This window comes from Olsenella sp. DNF00959 (assembly GCF_001553055.1).
Lineage (GTDB): Bacteria > Actinomycetota > Coriobacteriia > Coriobacteriales > Atopobiaceae > Olsenella_I > Olsenella_I phocaeensis.
The window spans coordinates 52,714-78,636 of the sequence record NZ_KQ960128.1; the positions used below are offsets into that span (position 1 = coordinate 52,714).

21 protein-coding genes are annotated in these 25,923 nt (G+C 68.4%); 19 read left to right on the forward strand and 2 right to left on the reverse strand.

Annotated elements, in window-relative coordinates; genetic code table 11:
* The first annotated feature begins 4 nt into the window (after positions 1-4).
* On the forward strand, positions 5-1,237 hold the full coding sequence (locus tag HMPREF1868_RS05125; protein ID WP_062531018.1) for a hypothetical protein: 1,233 nt from the start codon (positions 5-7) through the stop codon (positions 1,235-1,237).
* A gap of 150 nt (positions 1,238-1,387) precedes the next feature.
* Here HMPREF1868_RS05125 and rpsT read toward each other — a convergent pair whose 3' ends face one another.
* On the reverse strand, positions 1,388-1,651 hold the full coding sequence (gene rpsT / locus HMPREF1868_RS05130; RefSeq protein ID WP_062531019.1) for a 30S ribosomal protein S20: 264 nt from the start codon (positions 1,649-1,651) through the stop codon (positions 1,388-1,390).
* Between the two features lie 138 nt (positions 1,652-1,789).
* On the opposite strand from rpsT, the gene lepA reads away from it, so the two are divergent.
* From lepA to recO, 11 genes are all read left to right on the forward strand, one after another.
* Positions 1,790-3,601 carry a translation elongation factor 4 gene (lepA, locus tag HMPREF1868_RS05135; protein ID WP_062531021.1) on the forward strand — a complete coding sequence of 604 codons (1,812 nt, stop codon included), beginning with the start codon at positions 1,790-1,792 and terminating at the stop codon, positions 3,599-3,601.
* On the forward strand, positions 3,598-4,695 hold the full coding sequence (locus tag HMPREF1868_RS05140) for a tRNA dihydrouridine synthase (RefSeq protein WP_062531023.1): 1,098 nt from the start codon (positions 3,598-3,600) through the stop codon (positions 4,693-4,695). Before lepA ends, HMPREF1868_RS05140 begins: the two co-directional genes overlap by 4 nt.
* Positions 4,688-5,992 carry a coproporphyrinogen-III oxidase family protein gene (locus tag HMPREF1868_RS05145; protein ID WP_082719546.1) on the forward strand — a complete coding sequence of 435 codons (1,305 nt, stop codon included), beginning with the start codon at positions 4,688-4,690 and terminating at the stop codon, positions 5,990-5,992. Before HMPREF1868_RS05140 ends, HMPREF1868_RS05145 begins: the two co-directional genes overlap by 8 nt.
* A gap of 117 nt (positions 5,993-6,109) precedes the next feature.
* On the forward strand, positions 6,110-7,198 hold the full coding sequence (locus HMPREF1868_RS05150; RefSeq protein ID WP_197414954.1) for a DnaJ domain-containing protein: 1,089 nt from the start codon (positions 6,110-6,112) through the stop codon (positions 7,196-7,198).
* A 63-nt stretch (positions 7,199-7,261) separates the two neighbouring features.
* Entirely contained in the window at positions 7,262-8,425 is a 1,164-nt protein-coding gene (dnaJ, locus tag HMPREF1868_RS05155; RefSeq protein ID WP_062531029.1) for a molecular chaperone DnaJ, read from the forward strand.
* Positions 8,422-9,690 (forward strand): MiaB/RimO family radical SAM methylthiotransferase, encoded by a 1,269-nt coding sequence (locus HMPREF1868_RS05160; protein WP_062531031.1) that lies wholly within the window; start codon positions 8,422-8,424, stop codon positions 9,688-9,690. Before dnaJ ends, HMPREF1868_RS05160 begins: the two co-directional genes overlap by 4 nt.
* Positions 9,691-9,749: 59 nt before the next feature.
* Positions 9,750-10,709: a PhoH family protein gene (locus HMPREF1868_RS05165; RefSeq protein WP_062531033.1), complete on the forward strand. Its 960-nt coding sequence runs from the start codon at positions 9,750-9,752 to the stop codon at positions 10,707-10,709.
* Position 10,710: 1 nt separating this feature from the next.
* The gene (gene ybeY, locus HMPREF1868_RS05170; protein ID WP_062531035.1) at positions 10,711-11,220 is read left to right on the forward strand and encodes an rRNA maturation RNase YbeY; all 510 of its coding nucleotides are present in this window, start codon (positions 10,711-10,713) and stop codon (positions 11,218-11,220) included.
* On the forward strand, positions 11,217-11,591 hold the full coding sequence (locus tag HMPREF1868_RS05175; RefSeq protein ID WP_062531036.1) for a diacylglycerol kinase family protein: 375 nt from the start codon (positions 11,217-11,219) through the stop codon (positions 11,589-11,591). The genes ybeY and HMPREF1868_RS05175 overlap by 4 nt, the downstream gene beginning before the upstream one ends.
* A 23-nt stretch (positions 11,592-11,614) precedes the next feature.
* The gene (gene era, locus HMPREF1868_RS05180; protein WP_062531039.1) at positions 11,615-12,550 is read left to right on the forward strand and encodes a GTPase Era; all 936 of its coding nucleotides are present in this window, start codon (positions 11,615-11,617) and stop codon (positions 12,548-12,550) included.
* 3 nt (positions 12,551-12,553) lie between these two features.
* The gene (recO, locus tag HMPREF1868_RS05185; RefSeq protein WP_040656772.1) at positions 12,554-13,306 is read left to right on the forward strand and encodes a DNA repair protein RecO; all 753 of its coding nucleotides are present in this window, start codon (positions 12,554-12,556) and stop codon (positions 13,304-13,306) included.
* A gap of 215 nt (positions 13,307-13,521) precedes the next feature.
* Here recO and tnpA read toward each other — a convergent pair whose 3' ends face one another.
* A complete protein-coding gene (tnpA, locus tag HMPREF1868_RS05190) occupies positions 13,522-13,941 on the reverse strand; it encodes an IS200/IS605 family transposase (protein ID WP_062531041.1) in 420 nt (139 codons plus the stop codon).
* A gap of 218 nt (positions 13,942-14,159) precedes the next feature.
* Between tnpA and HMPREF1868_RS09585 the strand changes: the two genes are divergently transcribed.
* From HMPREF1868_RS09585 to HMPREF1868_RS05230, 7 genes are all read left to right on the forward strand, one after another.
* Positions 14,160-16,418, forward strand: a complete 2,259-nt coding sequence (locus HMPREF1868_RS09585; protein ID WP_156439425.1) for an NlpC/P60 family protein — start codon at positions 14,160-14,162, stop codon at positions 16,416-16,418.
* A 186-nt stretch (positions 16,419-16,604) separates the two neighbouring features.
* A complete protein-coding gene (gene rpsO, locus HMPREF1868_RS05205) occupies positions 16,605-16,883 on the forward strand; it encodes a 30S ribosomal protein S15 (protein WP_009279272.1) in 279 nt (92 codons plus the stop codon).
* Between the two features lie 91 nt (positions 16,884-16,974).
* Complete coding sequence (locus HMPREF1868_RS05210; RefSeq protein ID WP_009279271.1) at positions 16,975-19,188, forward strand: polyribonucleotide nucleotidyltransferase; 2,214 nt, start codon at positions 16,975-16,977, stop codon at positions 19,186-19,188.
* A 240-nt stretch (positions 19,189-19,428) separates the two neighbouring features.
* The gene (locus tag HMPREF1868_RS05215) at positions 19,429-21,093 is read left to right on the forward strand and encodes a ribonuclease J (protein ID WP_009279270.1); all 1,665 of its coding nucleotides are present in this window, start codon (positions 19,429-19,431) and stop codon (positions 21,091-21,093) included.
* Positions 21,094-23,826, forward strand: coding sequence for an FtsK/SpoIIIE family DNA translocase (locus HMPREF1868_RS05220; protein ID WP_062531043.1), 2,733 nt, complete (start codon positions 21,094-21,096; stop codon positions 23,824-23,826).
* A 1-nt stretch (position 23,827) separates the two neighbouring features.
* Positions 23,828-25,372: a helix-turn-helix domain-containing protein gene (locus tag HMPREF1868_RS05225; RefSeq protein WP_062531045.1), complete on the forward strand. Its 1,545-nt coding sequence runs from the start codon at positions 23,828-23,830 to the stop codon at positions 25,370-25,372.
* 50 nt (positions 25,373-25,422) lie between these two features.
* Entirely contained in the window at positions 25,423-25,920 is a 498-nt protein-coding gene (locus tag HMPREF1868_RS05230; RefSeq protein WP_009279267.1) for a YajQ family cyclic di-GMP-binding protein, read from the forward strand.
* The last annotated feature ends 3 nt before the right edge of the window (positions 25,921-25,923 follow it).

Sequence of the window (25,923 nt, forward strand, 5' to 3'; positions counted from 1 at the left end):
CCCGATGAGAGACATCGCCATCGGTTTCGTGACTGGTCGGAAGAGCTTTCGTAACGTTCTGAAGACCTTTGCCTGCCACTGGAGGGGCCTGATCAGGGAACACCCCGTAGGCATTCACCTGATCGTCGCCTACGACCTGGAGTACAACCACACGAGCGTGGACGACTACGTCAACCTCCAGGACGAGATCAGGGACACGTTCCGGTCAGTCTCCTTCATTGGGCTCGAGTCAGTGCGAGGCATGTGCGAGGACCTTTGTGGCGGAGGGGCCTTGGAGGAGAGGGAGGCACGGCAGCTCTTCGGCAGGGGCTATGCGGGCAAGAGGAACGTGGTCCTGTACGAGGCCATACGCAGGGGCATGGATGCGCTCCTCTTCCTGGATGACGACGAGTACCCCCTTGCCGTGACGAGTCGGGATGGGCTCGCGTACTGGTGCGGCCAAGACGTCTTCCGAGAGCACGTCAAGGCGCTCGGCACGTTTGACGTGACCAACGGGTACCACTGCGGCTACGTCTCGCCCATACCCCACATGGGCTTCGCGGACGACTTCACGGAGGACGACTTCAGAGTCTTCGCCGACGCCGTCAGCAACGACATCCTCAACTGGGACGGCATGTCGGCCGTGATGAGGAACGGTGGGGTGACCTACGCGGATGACGGGGCGCTCGCGGAGCCAAGGGTGACGGCCCTCGAGCGCGGGAGGACGGACGGGCTCCCGATCTCTGGGTCGAACCTCGGCATCGGGCTGACGGATCGCACACGCACGGTCCCGTTCTTCAATCCGAGCGGGGCGAGGGGAGAGGACGCCTTCTTTGCGGCAGCGTTGGGTGACCAGAAGGTCGCGCGCGTGCCGGTCTACACCTTCCACGACGGCTTCATGCGGTATTCGGGCCTCCTGCAGGGGAACCTCCCCCTGCGCCTGGGGCGCATCGAGGCCACGGATCCGAGGGTCGTGGAGAGGTTCTACAAGGCCTGCCTCGGGTGGATCCGCTACAAGCCGCTGCTGATGTGGCTTGCGGGGCGGGACGACTTCGACTCCAGGGCGCGGAGGGTGAGCGACGAGCTAAGATACCTCGCCCCAAGGATGGAGAGGCGCTTTCACCTCCCGTTTGGCCAGGTTGCCAGGGAGTTCTCCCGCTTCTCCAGGCGCGTGGCGCTCGACGAGGAGAACTACGAGGCGAACCTGGCCGCCTGGGAAAAGCTCATGCGGGCGACCGTCGTCCATGGGCGTCCCTAGGCCCCCACGCGACCCGGTCGCGCTTTCGGGATGGAGCCCGACATGTCTTGAGGGGGCAGCTCGGCAGGTTTGGTCCGCCGACATAAATTAGACGGGCCCGGAACTCAGCTCCGGGCCCGTTGACGTTACGACGATTTGAGGGGAAGCGGCCTACTTCAGGGTGTTGACCAGCTTCTGGACGCCGCTCTTGCGGTCGGCGGCCTGGTTCTTGTGGATGATGCCCTTGGAGGCAGCCTTGTCGAGGAGACGACTGGCCTTGTTGGCGGCGTCCTGGGCGACGGTGGCGTCACCCTCCTCGACGGCAGCGCGAACCTTCTTGACGGCGGTCTTCAGCTCGGAGCGGACCGCCTTGTTGCGGACGCGGGCCTTCTCGGCGGTGATGATGCGCTTCTTCTGAGACTTGATGTTAGCCACGTGCGGTTCCTTTCAGTACTTATCCCTGAGGCCTCTGAACTTAATGAGGTGAAGGACGTGGGGGATCCGACACCTGACACGGCGAGGTCAACCAGCGCAGTATAGCACTCCACCAGCCTTTGGGATAATATCATCCGCATGACTACCAACGATACCTCACATATCCGCAACTTCTCGATCGTCGCTCACATCGACCACGGCAAGTCGACCATCTCGGACCGCATCCTCGAGTTCACCCACACGGTCGAGCAGAGGGACCTCGCCTCCCAGATGCTCGACTCCATGGACATCGAGCGGGAGCGCGGGATCACCATCAAGTCCAATGCCGTCCGCGTCATGTACGAGGCGGACGACGGGGGGACCTACCAGTTCAACCTCATCGACACGCCTGGTCACGTGGACTTCACCTATGAGGTCTCGCGCTCGCTCGCCGCCTGCGAGGGGGCTGTCCTCGTGGTGGACGCCACGCAGGGGGTCGAGGCGCAGACCGTCTCGAACGCAAGCCTCGCCATGAACGCCAACCTGGACATCGTCCCCGCGATCAACAAGATCGACCTCCCTTCGGCCCATCCCGAGGAGGTCAAGGACGAGATCGAGGACGAACTCGCCATTCCCGCGGAGGACAGCGTGCTCGTCTCGGGCAAGACCGGAGAGGGCATCCATGAGCTGCTCGAGGCCATCGTGTACCTCGTCTCTCCCCCCAAGGGCGACCCGGACGGCCCGCTCAAGGCGCTCATCCTGGACTCCTACTTCGACGAGTATCGCGGTGTCATCGCCACCGTGCGCGTCTTCGACGGGTCGGTGCGCAAGGGCCAGCAGCTCAAGATGATGGCCCTTGGCGACTCCTTCACCTGCGACGGCGTCGGCGTCAAGCGCCCGCTCGAGACCCCGCTCGACCGGCTTGGGGTGGGCGAGGTGGGCTACGTGGTGACGGGCCTCAAGGAGCCCGGGCTGGTCAAGACCGGCGACACCATCACCGAGGAGGCCAGGCCCTGCGCCGAGCCCTGCCCGGGCTACCACGAGGCGAAGCCCATGGTCTACACGGGGCTCTTCCCCATAGACAACAAGCAGTACGAGAACCTCCGCGACGCCCTTGAGAAGCTCCAGGTGAACGACCCCTCGCTCGTCTGGTCCCCCGAGACCAGCGTGGCCCTGGGCTTCGGCTTCCGGGTGGGCTTCCTGGGACTCCTGCACATGGAGGTTGTGAAGGAGCGCCTGGAGCGCGAGTTCGGGCTCGACCTCATAGCTACCTCACCCTCCGTCAACTACCACGTGTTCACGACCGACGGCGAGATGGTCGAGCTCACGAGCCCCCAGGACCTGCCGGACGTCACGCGCATAGACCGCATCGAGGAGCCCTACCTCAACGCCAAGGTCATCGTGCCCCCCGAGTACATGGGAGCGGTCATGCAGCTCGCCATAGACCACCGCGGGGTCACGAGGGACATGGTCTACCTCAGCGAGAAGTCCGTCGAGATGCACTTCGACATCCCCCTCGCTGAGCTCATCCTGGACTTCTTCGACCAGCTCAAGAGCCGCACCAAGGGCTATGCGTCACTTGACTACGAGTTCGCGGACTATCGCGAGTCACCGCTCGTGAAGCTCGACATCCTGCTCGCGGGCGACGAGGTGGATGCGCTCTCGTTCATCGTGCACCGCGACAAGGCCTACGCCCTGGCGCGTGGCCTCTGCGACCGCCTGAAGGAGATAATCCCGCGGCAGCAGTTCGAGGTGCCCATCCAGGGTGCCATCGGCAACAAGATCATCAGCCGCTCCACCGTGCGTGCCGTGCGCAAGGACGTCCTGGCAAAGTGCTACGGCGGCGACATCTCGCGCAAGCGCAAGCTCCTCGAGAAGCAGAAGGAGGGCAAGAAGCGCATGAAGTCCATCGGCTCGGTCGAGGTGCCGCAGGAGGCGTTCCTCGCCGTGCTCAAGGTGGACGACGAGTGACGTCCGCGGCCAGGGGCCAGGGGACGCTTCGGATCCTCGAGGGCCTCGCCACGCCAGCCGGGCTCAGGCTTCCTGACGCCCGTCCCGTGCCGCGGGCGGACGTGCGGGTGCGTCTGGCGCAGAACCCCTTCCTCATGGCGCCCATGGCCGGCGTCACCGACGGCGCCTACCGCCTCATGGCGAGGGCGGGCGGGGCCTCCCTCGCCTACACCGAGATGGTCTCGGTCGCCGGCATACACTTCGGCGGCCAGAAGACCTGGGACCTCGTCCTGCCCGCCGAGGGGGAGCCCGATGTCGCTGTGCAGCTTTTCGGGTCGAAGCCCGAGCAGTTCCGCGAGGCCGCCCTCGAGGTGGCCGAGCGCCTGGGGCCGCGTCTCGCCCTCATAGACGTCAACATGGCCTGTCCCGTGCCCAAGGTGACCCGCAAGGGGGAGGGGTCCGCCCTCATGGACGACCCCTCCCTCGCGGCCAGGATCGTCGGAGCCTGCCTCGAGCAGGGTCAGGTGCCCGTCACCTGCAAGATTCGCTGCGGCCGACGCGACGGGGAGGAGCAGGCGCCCGAGTTCGCCCGCGCGCTCGAGGCCGCCGGGGCAGCCGCCATCGCGGTCCACGGAAGGAGCGCGAGCCAGCTCTACCGCGGTCGCGCCGACTGGGGCGTCGTGCGCCGGGTCGCCGGGGCAGTCGACGTGCCCGTCATAGGCTCGGGTGACGTGGAGGACGCTGGGGCGGCGCTGCGGATGCTCGAGGAGACGGGCGCCGCGGGCGTGATGGTGGCCCGCGGGAGCTACGGCAACCCCTGGGTCTTCTCGTCCGCGCTGGCCCTCGCGTCGGGCGAGAGGCCTGCGGCGCCCACCCTCTCCCAGCGCCTCGCGGCCTTCGAATGCCACGTGAGACTCCTCGACGCCACCGGCGGCCACCTCGCCCGCGCCCGCAGCCTTGCCGGTTGGTACCTGAAGGGGCTCCCTCACGCCGCCGCCTGGCGGGACGGCGCCATGCGCTGCGTGAGCCTGGACGACTACCTCGGGCTCCTCGCCAGGGTGAGGGCATTCGCGGGTGGGGACGCCGCGGGCCGGGAGGACGTCCGCCGTGGGTGACGGTCCCTCGCCCAACGCCTGGGAGGGCCGCCTCCACGCCACGGCGGCAGAGGCCCTCTACCTCCACCTGCCCTTCTGCGAGAGCAAGTGCGCCTACTGCGACTTCGCCTCCTGGGTCACCCGGGAGGGCGACCCCCTCATGGGCGCCTACGCCCGCGCCCTCGGCTCCCAGGTCCGCGAGCTCAAGGGGGCGGGGCTCCTCTCCTCCTGCAGGACGGCCTACCTGGGAGGGGGCACGCCCAGCCTCCTCGGCACGGACGGGCTGTCGGACCTCGTGCGCGCCGTCGCCTCGACGACGGCGGCGGCGGAGCTGAGCGTGGAGGCCAACCCGGAGTCCCTTGCCGAGGGGATGGCCGGCGCGCTTGCCGAGGCGGGGGCGACGCGCGTCTCCCTGGGGGTCCAGAGCCTCGACGACGGGGAGCTTCGCCTCCTGGGACGCGCGCACGACGCAAGGACGGCCCTTCGGGCGCTGGGGGACGCCGTCTCGAGCGGGCTCGACGTCTCCTGCGACCTCATGTGCGCCATCCCCCGTCAGACGTCCGAGAGCTGGGCCAGGAGCCTCCGGGGCGTGCTGGGCGAGGGGGTCGGGCACGTGAGCGTCTACCCCCTCGCCATCGAGGACGGGACGGCCTTCGGCAGGGCCGTGGACGAGGGGCTCATGGACGAGCCGGAAGACGGGCTCGCCGCGGAGCTCATGGAGGAGGCGGAGCGGATCCTGGGGGAGGCGGGCCTCTCCCGCTACGAGGTGGCGAGCTATGCCCGGCCAGGGCGCGCCTGCGCGCACAACCAGGCATACTGGACCGGCCATCCCTACCTGGGACTGGGATGCTCCGCCTCGGGGATGCTCGCCCGCGAGGGCTACCTGAGGCTCAGGGACGCCTGCTGCCCCCAGCTGCCCGAGCCCGCCCCCGCCAGCGCGCGCCTGAGGCTCCGCGTGCTCACGGGCCGCAGGGCGATCGCGGAGGACCCGCGGCTCTCCAGCCTCTCGTTCGAGGTGGAGGAGCTGGATGCGGGCCAGGCGGCGGCGGAGGACCTCATGCTGGGGGCACGCATGACGCGGGGCCTCGACCCTGCGCTCGTCTCGCACGCGAGGCTCGTCCTCGGAGGGGGCTGCGTCCAGGCGGCGCTCGACGACTGCGTCGCGCGCGGGCTTCTCGCCCGGGACGGCGGCGGGAGGCTCGCCCCCACCCATCGTGGCTGGCTTCTGGGAAACGAGCTCTACGGGACCCTCTGGGACCTCGCCGGGGGAGAGACCCTCACGTCGCGCTGCCAGGGCTGCGGCGCGCCCAAGCCATGACCGCCCTTCGTGAAGCTGCGTGGCGGAGGTATCCGGCATGCGGCCATGGGGTATAGTTCCGCACGTCAGGTCGCCATGGCGGCGCACGGGGGAAGGTAGGGCAGGCACTTGGCCTCGATGAACGAGAAGGACTACTACGCCATCCTGGGCGTGGAACAGGACAGCACGACGGAGCAGATCAGGCGTGCGTTCCAGCAGAAGGCGCGCAAGCTCCATCCGGACGTCAACAAGGAACCGGACGCCGAGGAGCGCTTCAAGGAGGTCTCCGAGGCGTACGCCGTCCTCTCCGACGAGGGCAAGAGGCGCCGCTACGACGCCATGCGCTCCGGGAACCCCTTCGCCTCCGCCGACTACGGCGGCACCCCCGGCGCCTCGCCCGACGGCTACGGGGGCTTCCCCTTCGGCTGGGGCTTCCCCTTCTCCGACGTGGCCCAGCGAGGTCGCGGAGGCCAGCGCTCCCGCTCCTACAACCCACGCGTCGGCGCGGACGTCACCGTGCGCCTCGACCTGGACGACGAGTCGGCGCGCAAGGGCGTGCGCCGGGGCGTGACCTACCAGCGTTACGTCGCCTGCGACGTCTGCCACGGGCAGGGCTCGGTGCGCAGCGACCATGCGGAGACCTGCCCCACCTGCGGCGGCAGCGGCCACATGAGCGTCGACCTCACGGGCATCTTCGGCTTCGGCGTCATGGAGATGGAGTGCCCCGAGTGCGAGGGGACGGGCAGGGTCGTGAGCGACCCCTGCCACAACTGCGGTGGTTCGGGCAGGGTGCTCTCTGCGAGCGAGGTCGTGGTCGAGGTTCCCGCCGGCTCGCATGACGGCGACGAGGTTCGCATCCCCGGCATGGGCAACGCGGGCACGAACGGCCAGGCCTCGGGCGACTTCGTCTGCCGCGTGGGGGTGGCGTCCGAGCGGCTGAGCCAGAGGCAGGCCTCCGGCTTCCACTCGCTGGGGCTGGCCGTGCCCTTCCTGGTGCTGGGCGCGCTCACCAACACCCTGGGCTCCGTCGCCCTCGTGATCGTGACGCTTGTGGGGGTCGGCGCCTTCCTCGCCTTCGGCGAGGGCCTCGCCCACGCGCGAGGCTGGTGGAGGTCGGGCCTCAGGTCGCTCGCAAACGGCGCGAGCTCGGGCGTGGTCTTCGCGCTCTTCCTGGTGATGATGTTCTCCTGCGGCTCGGGGCTGGGAAGCGCCGGCTACAGGGGATAGCCTCCCTTCGCGGGCCCTTGCCCGCGATCCGTTCGTCTGCAACTGCTTTGGGGATTGGTGACATTGGCTTCGAAGGACTACTACGAGGTGCTCGGCGTCGCGCGCGACGCCGACGCCAAGACGATCAAGAGGGCCTTTCTCAAGAAGGCGCGCACGCTCCATCCGGACGTCAACAAGGAGGCGGATGCCGAGGAGCACTTCAAGGAGGTCAACGAGGCGTACTCCGTCCTCTCCGACGAGCGCAAGCGCTCCAACTACGACCGCTACGGCACGCCCGACGGACCCGGTGGCTTCGGCTCCGACTACGTGGACATGTCCGACATCTTTGGCGGTGGCTTCGGCATAAACGACATCTTCGACTCCTTCTTCGGCGGGGCCGCAGGGCGCCAGGGCGGCCAGCGCGCCACGCGCACCCGCGGGCGCGACATGGGCATGACGCTGCGCGTGAGCCTCGCCGAGGCCGCTGCGGGATGCACGAAGACGGTCGCCTACGAGCGCCTTGCCCCCTGCGACGACTGCCACGGCAGCGGCGTCGCCGAGGGTGGCCACGAGAGGACCTGCGAGCGCTGCCACGGCATGGGTCGCGTGGTGGAGGTCCAGCGCACCATCTTCGGCCAGATGCAGTCGCAGGCGACCTGCCCGGACTGCGGGGGCACCGGCAAGGTGGTGGACAAGCCCTGCGAGACCTGCCAGGGGCAGGGCCGCACCTCCTCGCGCGAGATGGTCGAGGTCAGCGTGCCCGCCGGCGTCCACTCCGGGCAGTCGATAAGCATCAGGGGCAAGGGGGAGGCCGGGCTGCGCGGCGACGTGGCGGGAGACCTTGTGGTGCGCGTCGAGGTCGAGCCCAGCGAGGACTTCGAGCGACAGGGCGACGACCTCTACTGCCGCCTCGTCCTCGACGCCCTCGAGGCCATCGTGGGCTGCGAGAAGGCCATCCCTGGGATCCTCGCCGGCGAGCGGGTGGACGTCGAGGTCCCCGCGGGCTGCCAGCACGGCCAGCAGATCCGCGTCGAGGGCAGGGGCATGCCCCGCCTCAACTCGCGCTCACGCGGCAGCCTCATAGCCGTGGTGCAGGTCGAAGTCCCACGCGACCTGGACGAGGCGCAGATGGAGGCGGTCCGCGAACTCGTGGGCCAGCGCTCGTCCCGCCCCGGGGACGGTGCGTGCAAGGCAGGGGCCGACGACGCCAAGAAGGGCCGCCGCCACGGCCGCAAGGGACGCAAGTGACGCGCCACAAGGTGGCCCTAATCAACCTGGGCTGTCGTGTCAACAGGGTCGAGAATGACCTCGTGGCGAGCCAGCTCGAGGGGGCGGGGCTCGAGCTCTGCGACCCCGCGGCGGCCGAGCTCGTGGTGGTCAACACCTGCGCCGTGACGGGCGAGGCCGAGGCCAAGACCCGAAAGCGGCTGCGCCGCGTGGCGCAGCTGCCCCAGGCGCCCCTCGTGCTCGCGAGCGGCTGCGTCGCCAACCTCAGGGGAGAGGAGCTCGAGGGCCTCGCCCCCAACATCGAGGTGGTGCGCGACAAGTCGCGGCTCGCCGAGGTCGCCCTGTCCAGGCTCGGGCTTGAGCCCGGAAGCGTGACGGATGCGGGCGAGCTCGCCGCGACGCCAACGCCCACGGGCAGGATGAGGCCCGGCATCAAGATCCAGGATGGCTGCGACAACCGCTGCAGCTATTGCATCGTCTGGAAGGCGCGCGGCGCCTCCCGCTCCACGGGTGTGGGCGAGGTGCTGCGGCAGGTCCGCTCCGCCGTCGCTCGCGGGGGCCACGAGGTCGTGCTCACGGGCATCAACCTGGGGCGCTTCCGAGGCGAGGCAGAGGACGGCAGAGGGATCACGCTTTCGGGCCTCATCGACCTCATCCTCGGGGAGACCGAGGTGGAGCGCGTCCGGCTCTCGTCCATCGAGCCGCCCGACGTCACCGACGAGCTCCTGGACGCCATGGCGCGGGGAGGCGAGAGGGTCGCGCCCTTCCTCCACGTCTGCCTGCAGTCCGGCTGCGACGACACGCTCCGGCGCATGCGCCGCGTGTACGGCACGGCAGAGTACCGCAGGACCGTCCTCCACGCGCGCGAGCGCATCGAGGGGCTCGCCTTGGGGACCGACCTCATCGTGGGCTTCCCGGGCGAGACGGGCGAGGAGTTCGAGGCGTCCCTCGCCTTCTGCGAGGAGATGGCCTTCGCCAAGATGCACGTCTTCCGCTACTCCGCCCGCCCCGGCACGCCTGCGGCCACGGCGGAGGGGCAGGTCCCTCCCCGGGTCATGGCCGAGCGCGGCCGGCGCATGAGGGAGCTCGCCGCGCGCATGCGCCGCCAGAGCGCCTCCGCGCGAGTGGGCTCAGAGGAGCTCGCTGTGGTCCAGTACCCAGGTCGTGCCGTCACCGGGCGCCTGCACGACCTCCTGGTCGACCCGTCCGCCCCCCTCGACGCGCTCGTGAGGGCCCGCGTCACATCCGTCATGGACGACGGGACGCTCGTGGGCACGTTGCTGTAGGACGCCGCCGTTGCGGCTATGATTGGGACGGCGCGCCGTCCGGAGGCAGTTGGAGGAGCATGGAGCCGACGCAGGTCAGACTCACCATTCCCGATTCCGTCGACCCGACCCTGCTCATGGGGCCGGCCGACTCGCTCCTGCGTCGCATAGAGGCGGGCTTCGACGCCCTGGTCTCGGTGCGCGGAAGCCAGATCCTGGTCTCGGGCCCCGCGGAGGTCGTGGACGGCGTCGTCTCGGTGTTCTCTCGCCTCATCCACATGGTCGAGAGGGGAGAGGTGCCCACCACCGACGAGGTGGAGCTCCTCGTGGGCCAGGCGTCGCACGGCGCCCAGGAGCCCGCGGACATGGGTCGCGACCTGCTGCTCACCTACCGCGGGCGTGCCATAAGGCCAAAGACGGCGGGGCAGCTGCGCTACGTCGAGTCGATGCGGCGAAACACCATCAGCTTCGGCATCGGCCCCGCCGGCACCGGCAAGACCTACCTCGCCATGGCGATGGCCGTGGCGGCGCTGAAGAGGCGCGAGGTGGCGCGCATCGTCCTCGCCCGTCCCGTGGTCGAGGCGGGCGAGTCGCTGGGTTACCTCCCAGGCACCCTCCAGGAGAAGCTCGACCCCTACGTGCGCCCGCTCTATGACGCGCTCTTCGACATGACCGACATGGAGCGGGGGAGCTCCCTCATCGAGCAGGGGGTCATAGAGATCGCGCCCCTGGCCTTCATGCGCGGGCGCACCCTCAACGACTCCTTCGTCATCCTCGACGAGGCACAGAACACCACTCCCGACCAGATGAAGATGTTCCTCACGCGACTGGGCTTCTCGTCCAAGTTCGTCGTGACGGGAGACCTCACCCAGCGCGACCTCCTGGGCCACAACGGGCTGGAGTCGGCCCGCGAGGTGCTCGAGGGGGTCGACGGCATCGAGTTCGTGGACCTCGACCGCAACGACATCGTCCGCCACTCCCTGGTGGCACGCATCGTGGACGCCTACGACCGCGCCGAGGCGCGCGGCGGCGGGAGGTAGCATGGAGAACGACTATGACCTCGTGTTCGAGGAGGGCGTCGTCGCACCGGTCGACGGGGCAGACATCAAGGCCGCCTGCGACCTGGTGCTCGCCGAGGAGGGCGTGGCCAGGCCCTGCATGGTGTCGGTCTCCGTCGTGTCCGACGGGCGCATGCGCGAGCTCAACCTCGAGTGGCGCGGACAGGACCGGGCGACGGACGTGCTGAGCCTCGAGTGCGAGCGCCCGGACGACCCCGACCTCGCCCCCGGGGAGCCCTGCGAGCTGGGCGACATCGTCCTCGCGCCCGCGTACATCGCCCGACAGGCGCCGGGCTTCGGGACCACCGCACGCGACGAGTTCCGCCTGCTCCTGGTCCATGGCATGCTCCACCTCCTTGGCTACGACCACCTGGAGGACGCGGAGGCGGAGCTCATGGAGGCCCGCGAGGACCAGCTCCTCCTCAAGATGAAGACCGACCAGCCCTTGGATCACGTGACCCTGACCCGACACCGGGAAGGCGGCGACGCATGATTCCCGGCAAGCGCCCGAGCCACCCTACCTTCAGGCGGAGCTTCCTCTTCGCCATCCAGGGCTTCCGCACCGCCGTGCGCCAGGAGCGCAACATCAAGGTCATGCTGGGCGGGGCCGCCTTTGCCCTCGTCATGGGCATCGTGCTGCGCATCGATGCGCTGAGCTGGGCCGTTGTGCTCCTGTGCTGCGCGGTGGTCATCATGGCCGAACTCTTCAACACGGCCGTTGAGACTGTCGTGGATCTGGTCTCGCCCGAGTTCCATCCCCTCGCAGGACGGGCGAAGGACATCGCCGCCGCCGCGGTGTGGCTGCTCTGCGTCGTGGTGGCGGTGGTGGGCGCCGTGGTATTCGCGCGCGCCCTCATGTCCTAGGACTTCCCTTTCAAGGAGGAGAGATGCAAGACGAGAAGAGCACGGACGACACGGTGCCCGCCGAGGACTTCCGCAGCGGCTTCGTCGCGCTGGTGGGACGCCCCAGCGTGGGGAAGTCGACTCTGCTCAACGCCTGCTACGGCGGGAAGATAGCCATCACGAGCCCCGTGGCGCAGACCACGCGCCGGCGCATGCGCGCCGTGGTCAACACCCCCACGTCGCAGCTCGTGATCGTGGACACGCCGGGGCTCCACAAACCCAAGGACGCCCTGGGGAAGGAGCTCAACAAGGTCGCCCTGGGAGAGCTCGCCGACGTGGACGTCGTCGCCCTCCTCGTCGACGCCACCAAGCCCGTGGGCCGAGGCGACGAGTGGGTCGCCAAGCACGTCGACGCGGCGCGCGCGCCTTTCAAGGTACTCGTGGTCACTAAGGCGGACCTCGCCGGGCCCGAGCAGGTCAAGTCCCAGCTCGACACGGCGCGCTCACTCGCCCGCTTCGACGACGCCCTCGTCGTGAGTGCCAAGGAGGGCTTCAACGTCGACTCCTTCGTGGGGTTGGTCTCCGCCCACCTGCCCGGGGGCCCGAAGTGGTTCCCGGACGACATGGACGTGGACATGACGGACGAGGATCTCGTGGCGGAGTTCGTGCGCGAGAAGGTGCTCCTCAACATGCGCCAGGAAGTCCCCCACTCCGTGGGCGTCATCTGCGAGGACATCTCGTGGCCCAGGAGGGGCCACGCCTCGGTGGCCGCCACCATCATCGTGGAGCGCGAGGGGCAGAAGGGCATGGTCATCGGCAAGGGGGGGCAGATGATCAAGCGCATCGGGTCCGAGGCGCGCCATGACGTGGAGCGCCTCCTCGGGGCCCAGTGCTTCCTCGACCTGCAGGTCAGGGTCCAGCCGCAGTGGCGCCGGGACAAGAACGAGATCCGCCGTCTGGGCTACGAGGCGGAAGAGTAGGCCGTGGCGGGAGGGCGCAGGACCTATAGGAGCAAGGGCATAGTGCTCGCCCGCACCAAGCTCTCGGAGCAGGACCTCATCCTCACCATCCTGGGGGAGTCGGGGGCCCAGCTGAGGGCCGTGGCGAAGGGCGCGCGGAAGCCGGGCGGACGCCTCGCCTCGCGCTCGGAGCTCTTCTGCGAGACGGACTTCCTCATGGCCAGGGGGAGGAGCCTCGACGTGGTGAGCGAGGCCGTCACCGTCGACGCGCACCCCGGCATCAGGGGGGACTACGCCCGGCTCTGCGCCGCCTCCGCAGTCGCCGAGGTCGCGCGCCTCAGCTCCTTCGAGGAGAGCGAGGACCCCTACCTCTTCCGCATCTGCTCGGCTGCCCTGGGCTCCTGCGAGCGGGCGAGCGGGCAGCCCCACCTCGACCTGCTGGTGGCCGCGTACGCCTTCAAGGTGCTCGCCCACGAGGGCTGGATGCCCGAGCTCGACTCCTGCATAGCCTGCGGCGACCCGGACGTGACGCACTTCTCGCCCGTGGCGGGAGGGGCGCTCTGCGCCAGCTGCGCGAGGGGCGTGGCGGGCGCCCAGGAGCTCTCCCACTCCGAGTTCCAGTGGCTACGGGCGCTTTTGGGCTCCACCTTCGGGGAGCTCATGGGGGCCGAGGCGGACGAGCGGGCAGCCACGGAGCTCCTCTCCATCGCGCATGCCTGGGCGGCGACCCACCTGGACGCGCGCCTGCGCGCCCTGGAGTTCATGTTCAGTATGTGATGGATTCGGGTACGGCATGCTTTGCGACGTGCGGAGCCCGGACTTCTTTGCAAAAGAGTAAACTGACCACCGGCATAGCCGGTGGCTTTATTTTGGCGCGGCACTCGCCGCGCTTGGTGCTGTGGCGGCAAGCCGCCCTGGGCTGACGCCCCCGTTCCGACCGCGGCAAGCCGCGGGGCCTGCTCGTCCCTACCCACCGCTTCGTCTCGTGTTCCCTAGCCGTCTATCCGCTCGGCGTCCTCCTGGTTGGCCACGTACCTCCTGATCGTCGCCTCGTTGAGGCCGACCGTGCTGACGTAGTAGCCCCGCGCCCAAAACGTCCTCTCGCGCCCGGTGACCCTCCGCCACTCCGGGTGGTGGTCGAAAAGCATCAGCGTGCTCTTGCCCTTCAGGTACCCCACCACCTTGCTCACCGCGTACTTGGGCGGTATGCGGGGGCAGACGTGTATGTGGTCCTTGCGCACGCTTCCCTCCAGCAGCCCCACCCCGTCCTTGGACTCCACCAGCTTCCGTATCACGTCTCTTACCTCAAGCCTCACCTCGCCGTACAGCACTCTTCTTCTGTACTTCGGGATCCACGCTATGTGGTACGTGCAGTCCCAGCTCGTGTGCGCTAGACTTTCCTTGTTGTTCATCGGCACCCCCTGCGCCGGCAGGGTCCGGGGCGTGCAGGCCCCTCGCCCACATCCTAGCGCCGGGGGCCGATGTTTCTGGTGCGAAGTACGATCGGGGTGGAACCAGCGTTGCACGCACAGGCAGAGCCTGTGGGTTTCTCCCGACCACTAAAAACAAGCTTAAGATAGCTTGCTACATGAGTCCCTACCCAAAGAAGATCCTCCGTTTGGAGCAACCCATGAGAACAGACCGACCATCCGCCCACATCAGCCTCTCGTGGCCCCATCCCGCCTGTTGTGGTGCTCTGGCCTCCGCCGCCGTGGTGGCCGTCCTGCTCATGGGCGCCCACACCGCCCTTGCCAACGAGGCGGAACGCGTCATCGATGTCGGCTCATCCCAGGTGGACGTCGGGGCCACGGCGTCCACGACCGATTCTGCGGAAGGGGCCTTGCTTGACGCACGGGAAGCGTGCAATGCGCCCGTATCCGTGCCTGCATCCCCTGTTCAAAATGTGCCTGAGGGTCAGACGGAACCAACGGATGATAAGGTCACGGAAGCAAAGCTTGAATTTCCCCTGAGGGTCGTTGCCCCTCAGGCTCAAGCTGACGTCGAAGGCCAGGGGACGCCGGACGAGCACGAGTCGTTCGAGGATGCCGAAGCTACCCATGCGGTCTCGCAGACGAGCGAGTTCTCGAGGGGGGCGCCTACTCGCGCTCCCGAGGAGACCATCGAGACAGGCCCTGCCGCGCCCAGCCCCCACATGGCCATCGTCACAAGGGCAGGGACGGCAGGCGAGGAGGAGGGCTGGTCCAGCAAGCCCGAGGCAACGGCCCCCCAGTCTGTGAAAGCCACGCAGCCCGAAGTGGACGAGCCCGTGGCTCCCAAGCTCGTGGCGAACAAGCCGACCGGCAAGAAGCCCGCCGTCAAGTACCTCAACATGTTCCGGCTCTACAACCCCAACTCAGGCGAGCACTTCTACACGAGCAGCCAGAAGGAGCTCAAGACGGTCTGCGAGGCGGGTTGGCGCTACGAGGGCGTGGGCTGGGTGTCTCCCGATTCCGGCGCGGCGGTCTTTCGCCTCTACAACCCCAACGCAGGGGACCATCACTACACTACAAGCTCTCGGGAGCGCGACGGGCTCGTGAGGGCGGGCTGGCGCTACGAGGGCATCGGCTGGAGGTCCGAAGGAGACGACGGCACGGCGGTCCTCCGGCAGTACAACCCCAACGCGAGGGCCGGCGCGCACAACTTCACCGTGAGCCCCCAGGAGGCAAAGCACCTTGTCGCTGCCGGATGGAGGGACGAGGGCAGGGCGTGGTTCGCCTCTAGGCAGGCCACCCAGCCAATCAAGGGCTTCTGGATGGTCACTAGTGCCTGGGGATCGAAGCAGCGCTATTGGGTCGGGAGCAACGCGCAGCTCGCCCGCGAGCGCGTCGTGACCCCTTCCGAGGGCGCGGGCTACTACGCCTACGCAAGCTCCGACGGCTCCATCCTGCGGGGCGTCAGGGACCTCGGTGACGGCTACGCCATGGTGGCGGACGACGACGGCAGGCTCCTCGCCGCGGGCGGCGAGGGCTTCTCAAAGCTCAGGGGGGCGGACGGCAGGGAGCGGCTGTACTACCTGCACGATGGCGGCGAGGGCTTCTCGCTGGCCAGGGTCGGCCACTTCGAGCGGGGTGGGAAGCACTTCTGGGGCCAGGCCTCCGACGGGAGCATCCTGCGCGGCAAGCTCCGCCAGGGCAAGGGGATGCTCGTCGCCAACCCCACGACCGGCGCGCTGCTCTGGTCCCGGGGCATGGTCGTGACGGGGGAGTACGACGACGGCGAGCTGCAGCGCTACTACGTCGACGACTCCGTGGGCGCTGGCCTCCTGGGCGCCCGCCTCGGGCTGTTCACCTACGACGGCAAGCGCTACTACGGCCGGGAGGACCAGGGCTACGTGGTGCGCGGGACCTACGTGGTCTCCCGCTACTACGCGAAGACCCACGGCTCCTTCCCCGGCGACTGGCACGACGACACCGTCGCCATCGCCGACAACGACGGCGTGCTCGTCTCGCGCGAGGAGTTCGGCAGGAGGATCGTCAGCGCCGCGCGCACCATGCTCGGCGGCAGCTATTCGTACGACGACAGCGCCTACTATCCCGACAGGCGCGCCTTCAACTGCTCTGGCTTCACATGGTGGGTCTACAGCACCCTGGGGATCAACCTCTCGCACAACCAGGGCTACTTCTCCTACTATGCGCAGCAGGACAACCGCAACGACAGCCAGATGTGGGGCGTGGAGAAGCGCGCGGGCTGGAAGACGTCCATACCGGACCTCCGTCCCGGCGACCTCGTGTTCTTCTCCCCGCTGCAGGACAAGTACCACACCGGGCACGTCGGCGTGTACATCGGCGACGGGAAGATGATCGACTCGAACACGCCCGACGGCGTGCAGGTCAGGAACGTCTGGAGGACCTCCTACGTCGGCGGCGGCCTGCCCATCACGTTGGTGTAAGACTCGCGTGCCATATCGTGTGCCTGGCGTGTAGAAGGGACAAAACGCGCGCGGCCTCGCCCCTCCGGCGGGCCGCGTGGCCCTTCTCGTGCTATGATTCTCCAGTCATACCCCGTACTTGGAGGCCCGCCCATGCCAGACGGCCATCCCAGTTCGGGGCGCATCCATGAAGAAGGGAAACACAACATGGCAGTCACCAAGGATCGCAAGGCCGAGCTCATCGCCCAGTACGGCAAGGACGAGAAGGACTCCGGCTCCGCCGCCGTCCAGGTCGCCCTCCTCACCGAGCGCATCAAGGGCCTGACCGAGCACATGAAATCCCACAAGAAGGACTTCCACACCCGTCGCGGCCTCCTCATGCTCGTCGGCCAGCGTCGCCGTCTCCTGTCCTACATCAAGAAGCAGGACGTCGAGGCCTACCGCACGCTGATCAAGAGCCTGGGCATCCGCGACAACATCCAGTAACAAGCGTGCAAGAGGGGAGCGCCTGCGGGCGCTCCCTTGCGTTAGACGGCCCGCCTGCAACGGGGCAGGCGGAGATAAGAGGAAAAGAAACATGGCAAAGGTTACGCACGAGTTCGACCTCTACGGCAAGCACTACGCCCTCAGCTCGGGCGAGCTCGCGAAGCAGGCCACAGGCGAGTGTCTGGTCTCCTGCGGCGAGTCCACGGTCAACGTCACCGTCGTGGTCTCGAAGGAGCGCAAGAACTACGACTTCTTCCCCCTGACGGTCGACTTCATCGAGAAGATGTACGCGGTCGGGCGCATCCCCGGCGGCTACCTCAAGAGGGAGGCACGCCCCTCCGAGAAGGCCACCCTCACGGCCCGCATGATCGACCGCCCCATACGCCCGTCCTTCCCCGACGGCTTCCGCAACGAGGTCCAGATCGTCGCCATGCCCCTCGTGGCCGACCAGGTCAACTCCGTCGACACCATCTCCATCATGGGCGCCTCCGTCGCCCTCTCCGTGGGCGGCGTGCCCTTCGAGGGGCCGCTCGCCGGCGTGCGCATCGGCCGCAACCCCGAGACGGGCGAGTTCCTCGTGAACCCGACCTACGAGGAGCGCGACGCGTCCGACCTCGACCTCGAGCTCGCCGGCTCCGCCACCTTCATCAGCATGCTCGAGGCCGGCGCGAAGGAGATCTCGGAGGAGGACATGCTCGCCGCCATGGCCTTCGGCCAAGAGGCGATCGCCGCGTTCTGCGAGGAGGAGAAGGCCTTCATCGCCAAGTACGAGAAGGCCAACGGCCCCATCGCCAAGCGCGAGTACGTCCTCGACGTGCCCGTCCCCGAGGTCCACGACCGCGTCTTCGCCCACTACGCCGAAATGGAGGCCGCGCTCAAGGACGCCGACAAGCTCTCGCGCATCGGCAAGGTCGAGGCACTCAAGGACTCCATTCGCGCCGAGTTCACCGACGAGGAGCGCGCCCAGTGGGAGCGCGAGATCCCCGTGGAGCTCAAGGGGCTCGAGAAGCACGCCATGCGCAAGATGGTCGTCGAGACCGGCGAGCGCGTCGACGGCCGCTCGGCCGACCAGATTCGCCCGCTCATGGTGAAGCCCGACTACCTTCCCCGCGTCCACGGCTCCGGCCTCTTCCAGCGCGGCCAGACCCAGGTGCTCTCCGTCGCCACCCTGGGCATGCTCAACGAGTGGCAGCGCCTCGACACCATCGAGCCCGTCGACGGCAAGCGCTACATCCACCACTACAACTTCCCGCCCTTCTGCACCGGCGAGACCGGGCGCATGGGGTCGCCCAAGAGGCGCGAGATCGGCCACGGCAACCTTGCCGAGCGCGCCCTTCTCCCGGTGATTCCGAGCGAGGACGAGTTCCCCTACACCATCCGCGTGGTCTCCGAGGTCATGGAGTCCAACGGCTCCTCCTCGATGGCGTCGACCTGCGGCTCGACCCTCGCCCTCATGGACGCTGGCGTGCCTCTGAAGCGCCCCGTCTCGGGCGTGGCCATGGGCCTCATCCAGGAGGAGGGCAAGACCGTCGTCCTCACCGACATCCAGGGCCTCGAGGACTTCCTCGGTGACATGGACTTCAAGGTCTGCGGCACCACCAAGGGCATCACCGCCATGCAGATGGACAACAAGGCCACCGGCCTCACGCCCCAGATCCTGCGCAAGGCCCTCATGCAGGCCCACGAGGGTCGCATGTTCATCCTCGACGCCATGCTCGAGCAGATTCCCGCGCCGCGCGAGTCCACCAAGGAGAACGCGCCCCAGATCATCAGCCTCCAGATCCCGACGGACAAGATTCGCGACGTCATAGGCAGCGGCGGCAAGGTCATCCGCGGCATCCAGGACGACACGGGCGCCACGATCGACATCCAGGAGGATGGCACCGTCTTCATCGCCGGCACCAACGGCGCGGGCGACGAGGCCGCCGAGCGCATCAAGGCCATCGTCAAGGTCCCCGAGGTGGGCGAGGAGTACAACGGTCGCGTCGTGGGCATCCAGCCCTTCGGCGCCTTCGTCGAGCTCCTTCCCGGCAAGGACGGCCTGCTGCACGTCTCGCGCGTCGCCAAGGGCCGCGTCGAGAAGGTCGAGGACGTCCTCAACATCGGCGACGAGGTCAAGGTCAAGGTCCTCGAGGTGGACGAGAAGGGCAAGATCAGCCTGGACCGCCTGGACAAGCCCGAGGCTCCCGCCCGCTCCTCCAAGCCCCGCGAGCATGAGGGCGAGAGGCGCGAGCGCGCCGGCCGCCGTCCTGGCGACAGGGGTGGCTCCGCGAGCCGCCAGCCCCGTCGACACCACGAGGGCTAGTCCCGAACGATAGCTCCCGGCCCCTCGACTGACGGGGCTGCTGGGACCCGCCGGCCTTTGCCGGCGGGTCCCTTTTCTGTGCCGTGACCCCAGATGTGGGATGCGTCCGCTTTGCCCTCCACAGGGACAAGGGTGACTGGCGGCAGCTACAATGGGTAGAGGAATGTCTGGAACGTTTCCCGCAGAGGCGGGTCTCACATACATGAAATGCCACCGCACCACGAAAGGAACCCAACGCACATGGCAAAGAAGCAGAGTCCCCTGAGGATCATCCCCCTCGGGGGGCTGGACGGCATCGGCAAGAACATGACCGCCTTCGAGTACGAGAACGACCTCGTGCTCGTGGACGCGGGCCTCATGTTCCCCGATGACGAGCAACCCGGGGTCGACCTCGTCCTTCCCGACTACTCGTACGTGCTCGAGAACGAGGACAAGCTCCGCGGCATCATCATCACCCACGGCCACGAGGACCACACCGGGGCCCTGCCCTACCTCCTCATGGACCTGGGCCGCAAGGTGCCCATCTACTCGAGCAAGCTCACCCTGGGCTTCATCGAGGGCAAGCTGGCCGAGCACCGCATCAACTCGCCCAAGTTCCGCGAGGTGACCAACGGCGCCCATCTAAACCTTGGCGCCTTCAGCATCGACTTCTTCGCGATGACGCACTCGATCCCCGGCGCCATGGGCGTCTACATGCGCACCCCGGCGGGCTCCGTCATGCACACCGGCGACTTCAAGCTCGACCAGACCCCCATCGACGGCGTGAGGCCAAACTACCAGGCCATCAACCGCTTCGCCACGCTGGGGGTCGACCTCCTCCTCTCCGACTCCACCAACGCGACCCGTCCGGGCTTCACGCCCTCCGAGTCCGCCGTCGGCCCCCAGCTCCGCCACATCATCAAGAACGCGCCCGGCAGGGTCATCGTGGCCTCCTTCTCGAGCCAAATCCACCGCATCCAGCAGGTCTGCGACGCGGCCGTGGCCGTGGGGCGCAAGGTGGTCGTCACGGGACGCTCCATGGTCACCAACACGCGCGTCGCGCGCGAGCTGGGCTACCTCAAGATCTCCGACGACGACATCATCGACGCCTACGACCTGGCAGACCTCCCCGACGAGAAGATCGTCGTCATGTGCACGGGCAGCCAGGGCGAGCCCATGAGCGCGCTCGGCCGCATGGCCACGGGAGACCACAAGTCGATCACCATCACCTCCGAGGACACGGTGATCATCTCGGCCACCCCCGTGCCCGGCAACGAGAAGAGCGTCGCGGGGATCATCAACTCGCTCTCAAAGATCGGCTGCACCGTCTTCGACCGCTCCAACACGCTCGTGCACGTCTCGGGACACGGCAGCCAGGAGGAGCTCAAGCTCATGCTGGCCATGGCGAAGCCGCGCTACTTCGCGCCCGTCCACGGCGAGGCCGTCCACCTGCGTGCCCACGCCAAGCTCGCGGCCCAGATGGGCATCCCCGCCGACCACATCTTCATAGCCGACAACGGAGACTCGCTCGAGGTGCGCAACGGCAAGGTCACCTGGGGCGACCCCGTCGAGTCCGGCATCGTCTACGTCGATGGTCTCTCCGTCACGGACGCCGACCCCGTCGTCTTCCGCGACCGCCAGAAGCTCTCGACCGACGGGCTCGTCACCTGCGTCGTCACGTTCGAGCGCAGGGGCGGCAAGGTCCGCGACATCGAGGTCGCCTGCAGGGGAGTCGCCTTCTCGGGCGACGAGGCCCTCATCGAGGAGGCGCAGGACAGCGTCAGGTCCCAGATGGAGACCAGCGTCAAGAAGGACGCGACCAGCCTCGAGCAGCTTCGCAAGGCCCTGCGCAACAGCCTCTCGGGCTTCCTCTGGACGAAGACGCACACGCGACCGATGGTCATCCCGGTCGTGATGGAGGTTTAGATGCCCTCGAACCGCAGCTCAAACGCACAGAAGGGTAGGCGCAAGAAGAACGGTGGCAGACGGGCTGGGGGAAGGGCCTCCTCCCCCCAGCGCCTGCTGCCTGCAAAGGGGAGCGTGGGAAGCGATATCCTGGGCGTGGCCCTGCTCGTGGTGGCCATCGCGCTGGGCATCGCGGTCCTGCTCCCGTCGTCCGCTCCCGTCACCCGCGCCTGCGGCGAGACCCTCTCGCTCCTCTTCGGCGTGGGTGCCTTCCTGCTGCCCCTGGCGCTCGCGATATTCTCGCTCACCTTCTTCGTGGACGGCGAGGGGCCCATGGGCAGCCGCGTCGCCCTGGGCCTGCTGCTCGTGGTGCTTGCGGTGCTGGGGCTCCTCTCCGTCAACATGGCCGCGGCGACCGAGGCAGACCCCTTGTTGGTCTTCGACAAGGAGGCGGTCCTGACGCGCGGCGGCTACGTGGGCGCCGCCATAGCCTGGGCGCTGCTCAGCCTCATGGGCAGGACCGTGGGCAACGTCGTGCTCGTCGGCGTGGCGTTGACGGGCGCCATCGTGTGCGGCTTCTCCGTGTCCGGGGCGGTGTCCCGACTGCGCGAGGCCAGCCAATCCGCCCGCGAGGGCCTGCAGGAGCGCGTGCGACGCCGGCAGGCAGGGCGCTCGCCCATAGGTGGGGGAGAGGATCCCTACCCCGACTACGCCGATCCCCTCGCGCCCGAGGCACCCGCAGAGGGTGCCACCACCTTCCTGGGCGCCCGCAAGACGAGCGTGCTCACGCGGGGCGGCCGCACCTGTGCCGACGGGACGGATTCGTCTGACGGCGCGGATGGCGGGACCTCTGCCGAGCCCAAGACGACGCTCCTCAGGAGGCTTCGCCATCCCAACATCGACCTGGACGTGGCGCGCCCCGCGGGAGAGGTCGCAACCACCCCTCCCATCGAGGGGCTCGAGATGGAGACGGAGCGGACCCCCTCCGCCCCCGCGCCCTCGCATGCGGACCTTGACGTCGAGGGGGCCGACGAGGAGGTCGCGGTGCCAGACTTCCTGCAGGCGGTCGCCCCCACGCAGCGGCTCGCCGGCAGGCGACGCGGCACGCGGCGCTCCGAGGACGCCAGGCCCACGCCCAAGAAGCCCTCCCTCACCGCGCGGAACGCGCCCATCTCGCACGCGGAGAGGGCGGTCCCCGCGCAGGCCGCGATGTCGCCAGCGCCGGCACCGAGGCCCCGGCCTGCCACCCCCGCGCCGGCGGGCAAGAGACCGGGAGAGGGCGAGGAGGGCTACCAGCTGCCCCCGCTCTCGATGCTGAGCTCGAACCCCAACAGCGCGACCAGCGCCGCCTCCATCGCCGAGCTGTCCGAGACCAAGGACCGCCTGCAGGCGACGCTCCAGGAGTTCGGCCTCAGGAGCCAGGTCGTCGACTACGTGTCCGGACCCCTGGTCACGACCTTCCGGGTCGAGATGGGCGAGGGCGAGCGCGTCAACAAGATCCGCAACCTCGAAGACGACATAGCCCTCACGCTCGCCGCCGAGAAGGTCCGCATCTTCGCGCCCATCCCCGGCACCTCCTACGTGGGCATAGAGATCCCCAACAAGGAGCGCGAGAACGTGCACCTGGGAGACGTGCTGCCCTACGCCAAGGGCGGCCCCCTCGAGGTGGCCATCGGCCGCGACTCGGCGGGCAAGCCCGTCGTCACCAACATCGCCAAGATGCCGCACATGCTCGTCGCCGGCACCACGGGGTCGGGCAAGTCCGTCCTCATCAACTCCATGATCATGTCCCTGCTCATGCGCACAACTCCCAAGCAGGTGCGGCTCATCATGATCGACCCCAAGCGCGTCGAGTTCGCGGGATACAACGGCCTTCCCCACCTCTACGTCCCGGTCGTGACCGAGCCCAGGCAGGCGGCGAGCGCCCTGCAGTGGGCGGTGTCCGAGATGGAGCGGCGCCTCAAGGTCTTCGAGCGTGCCGGGGCGCGAGAGATCCGCGCCTACAACAAGATGTGCGTCTCGGGCAAGCTGTCGGAGATGGACAACCCCCCCGATCCGCTGCCCTACATCGTCGTGGTCATCGACGAGCTCTCGGACCTCATGATGGTCGCGGGCAAGGACGTCGAGGCCTCCATCGTGCGCATCGCCCAGCTCGCCCGCGCGGCGGGGATTCATCTGGTCATCGCCACGCAGCGCCCCTCGGCCAACGTCGTCACGGGCCTCATAAAGTCGAATATCGACTCCCGCGTCGCCCTCAAGGTCTCGTCGGGCATCGACTCCCGCGTCATCCTGGACGAGACCGGCGCCGACAAGCTCCTGGGCAACGGCGACATGCTCTTCAAGGACCGGGGCCTCTCTCCCAAGCGCGTCCTCGGCTGCTACACCTCCGACCAAGAGATAAACGAGGTCGTGGACTTCATCCGCAGCCAGGGCGAGCCCGACTACCACGAGGAGATCCTCTCGCAGGTCGTCCCCGGCCAGCCCTCCGGCTCGCCCCTTTCCGACGGCGAGGAGGGAGACGATCCCCTGGTCTGGGAGGCCGCCCAGATAGTTGTGGACTCTAGGCTTGGTTCCACCTCGGGCCTGCAGCGCCGTCTGAAGGTGGGATACGCTAGGGCCGGCCGCATCATGGACATGCTCGAGAGTAAGGGCGTGGTCGGACCTCCGGACGGCTCGAAGCCACGCGAGGTCCTGCTCGACAAGGAAGGCCTGGAGGACCTGAGGGTCCAGGAGGAGAAGTACCGGGAGGTGTAGCATGCCGCGTCCTCGCTTCAGCGAGATGCTGGTCAACAGAAGGCGGCAGTTGGGGCTCTCCGTGGCCCAGGCCTCGCGCGTGCTCCGCCTGCGCGAGGACGTGCTCATCGCCTTCGAGAACGGCGACTTCGGCCGTATGCCGAAGAGCGGCTACGCCCAGGGCATGCTCTCGTCCTACGCGCGCTACCTGGGCCTGTCCCCCCGCAGCGTGGTGAGGCAGTTCTCCTCCGACCTCTTCGACTACGAGCGTGGGCGTGACGGTAAGCACGGGGGCGAGGAGGCCAGCTACGAGGTGCCCGGGAGCTCCAGCCCCAGGAGGCCCTACCAGGGCTCGCGCGGGCTCCTGCCCACCTCGGGAGGGTTCGCGGGCGACGTCACGGGCTTCGCGACCACCTCCCCCGTCCGTTCGCGCCAGCAGTCGAGCCCGCTCGTCAACCAACGGCAGAGTCCCTCGCGCTACCACCAGGGCGGTGACGTCGGCGGGGACCTGCCTGCCGCGCCCACGAGGCGTTACACGGGACGTGACGTCAGCAGCCGCCCCGGCTCCAGAGCACGGACGCACCGCAGCCGACGCCCCGAGCAGGGGCGCGCCATCCCCGGAAGCTACCGCGAGGAGGTCGTGGTGCCCCGGGGCAACGCCGACAGGGTGACCACCCGCCTCGTTGACGCGGACGCCTACACCGACGACCTGCGCTACGGGGACGCCCGACCCTATGAGGCCGCCTCCACGCGCACGGGGCGTCGCTCCTCCCGCAACATCGCGCGCGCGGAGCGCCCCAACGTGAGGCGCCGCGGAGGCGAGGGAAGGGAGAACCTGAGGGAGCGGGGGAGGGGCGCCGCCCCACGGCGCTCGGGAGTCGCGGGGGTCGTCGAGGCATACTTCTCGGACGCCCGGCGGACCATGGCAACCGTGGTCATCGCGGGTGCGCTGCTCCTCACCCTGATCATCATCGGGTCGGTCAAGTCCTGCGTACGCGCCCCGTCCTCCTCCGACGCCCGTTCCGTCGCCGTCACCACGACGAGCACGACGCCCACCGACTCGTCGTCCGAAACCACTGCGACGACGTCCGGCACGCAGGGCCAGAGCAGCCAGGCTGCGGACGAGGCGGCGAAGGCCGCCGAGGACGCCAAAGCCCAGAAGGAGGCCAAGGAGGCCGAGACCGAGACCAAGGTGGACGTCAAGGTCGCCGACGGGGCGACCACCTGGCTCGAGATAGAGAGCGACGGCACGAGCGTCATCGCCGAGCAGGTCACGGGACCCTGGGAGAAGAGCTTCGTCGTGACGGAGTCGATCACCGTGCAGGTGAGCGACACCACTGCGGCGATCGTGACCAAGAACGGGACCCAGCAGTCCTTCAGCTCGAAGTCGTCCGGCATAGGCTCCATCACGATCCAGGGCACGAAGCCTTCGGCCAATCCCGCGGAGTCGACGGCGAAGGGCAAGGCCGACACGTCCTCCTCCGACGCGTCGGCCTCGGACGCGCCAGGCGAGGGTGGGACCGCGTCCACCAGCGGTGACGAGTCCTCCGGCTCCACCGTCGAGTAGGCGCTGCCCCAGGGACCCATCGCATTCAACCACCAGGAAGGGGAGGAAGCATGGCCAAGGAAGCTAGCTTCGACATCGTCTCGACCGTCGACCTCCAGGAGGCGGACAACGCGTACCAGCAGGCCGCGCGCGAGCTGACGCAGCGCTACGACCTCAGGCAGACCGGCGCCACGATCGAGTTCTCCAAGAAGGAGGGGGTCTTCACCATCTCGGCCCCGTCCGAGTTCGTGGCCTCCCAGGTCATCGACGTCATGGGCTCGAAGCTTGCCAGGCGCCAGATCGACCTCGCGGCCCTGCGCTGGGACAAGCCCGAGCCGGCGGCCGGCTCCTCCGTGCGGCAGCGCGGGCACCTCGTCCAAGGCATCGACCAGGACACCGCCAAGCGCATCGCCAAGGACATCCGCGACCTCAAGCTCAAGTGCAAGCCCACGGTCGAGGGTGACAAGCTGAGGGTCAGCTCCGCCTCCCGCGACGTGCTCCAGGAGGTCATCTCCCACCTGCGCGACGGCGACTACGGCCAACCCCTCCAGTTCACGAACTACAGATAGGAA